We start from the raw sequence: 898 nt of genomic DNA, 5'->3' as shown, positions 1-898 counted from the left end.
ACCCATATCGGATTTTCGCCCCAGTTTTGGCGACAATTATTCGATACTTCCAAAAGGCCGCTGTCCATAGAAACCACTAAGTTCCTATGGATCATGCGGCCTCATTTTTTACCGAAGTCCTCAGTCCTTACGGTAAAAATGTTCATCAGCCCTGCTTCAAATCTCCAATATACAAAGTCTTTCCAAGAGGGGCAAGGACTTTCAAAACCGTACTCAAATTCGGTGTTGTGCTGCCATTCTCCATTCTGGCAATCACTGGCTGTTTTACGCCGCTTAGTTCCTCCAGTTCTCGCTGAGAAATCCCTTTTTCCTTCCTGGCCTTAGTCAGCTCCCCGATAAGAGCCACCCGCAGATCACTCTCCGCAATTTCCTCTGGGGTGAAAACTTCCTTGCGTACATCATCCCAAGTAGTCCACTTAAAACCATTCAGTTCAACGCTCATTATAGACCGCTCCTTTCTCTGAAATCAGCTAATTCCCGTTTGGCCTTTTCAATCTCTCTGGCAGGCGTTTTCTGTGTCTGTTTCATAAACTGATGAAGCAGCACATACCGCCCACCGACTACTCCGGCAAATAATATCCGGTCACGGATTGGACGCAGCTCCCATATCTCGCCGTCCAAATGCTTCACATAGTTCTCGTTTAACTCCGCCACTCCATACACGCTCAAAGCCTGTATGTAATCATTGATCTTGTTCAGTTTTATTCGGCTGTCCTTACTCTTGCTTTTCTCCAGCTCCCGCATATATTCACGAACAGGATTTTTCCCGCTGCTATCTTCATAAAAAATAATCTCGTGCAATTTATTATTCCCCCTATCCTCTTTCATTATACGAAAAAGTTATCATTCTGTCAATGCTTAAAAGTTATCTGAACGCAACATCGTCACACCTGATATG

2 protein-coding genes are annotated in these 898 nt (G+C 44.7%); both read right to left on the bottom strand.

Translation table 11 applies throughout. The annotated features are described in order from the left end of the window. Positions 1-145: 145 nt before the first annotated feature. A complete protein-coding gene (locus RX395_RS09745) occupies positions 146-442 on the bottom strand; it encodes a helix-turn-helix domain-containing protein (RefSeq protein ID WP_131972168.1) in 297 nt (98 codons plus the stop codon). Continuing rightward, positions 442-801, bottom strand: coding sequence for a type II toxin-antitoxin system RelE/ParE family toxin (locus RX395_RS09740; protein ID WP_172748970.1), 360 nt, complete (start codon positions 799-801; stop codon positions 442-444). Before RX395_RS09740 ends, RX395_RS09745 begins: the two co-directional genes overlap by 1 nt. Positions 802-898: the final 97 nt, after the last annotated feature.

Origin of the sequence: Collinsella aerofaciens, from assembly GCF_032584215.1 — a bacterium.
Taxonomy (GTDB): Bacteria; Actinomycetota; Coriobacteriia; order Coriobacteriales; family Coriobacteriaceae; genus Collinsella.
Note: the sequence above shows the minus strand (reverse complement) of the source record. Positions and strands in the feature narration are given on the sequence as shown.

Bases quoted from the DNA above. Each gene is read 5' to 3' on its own strand.
- RX395_RS09745 (WP_131972168.1), bottom strand. From the start codon at position 442: ATGAGCGTTGAACTGAATGGTTTTAAGTGGACTACTTGGGATGATGTA.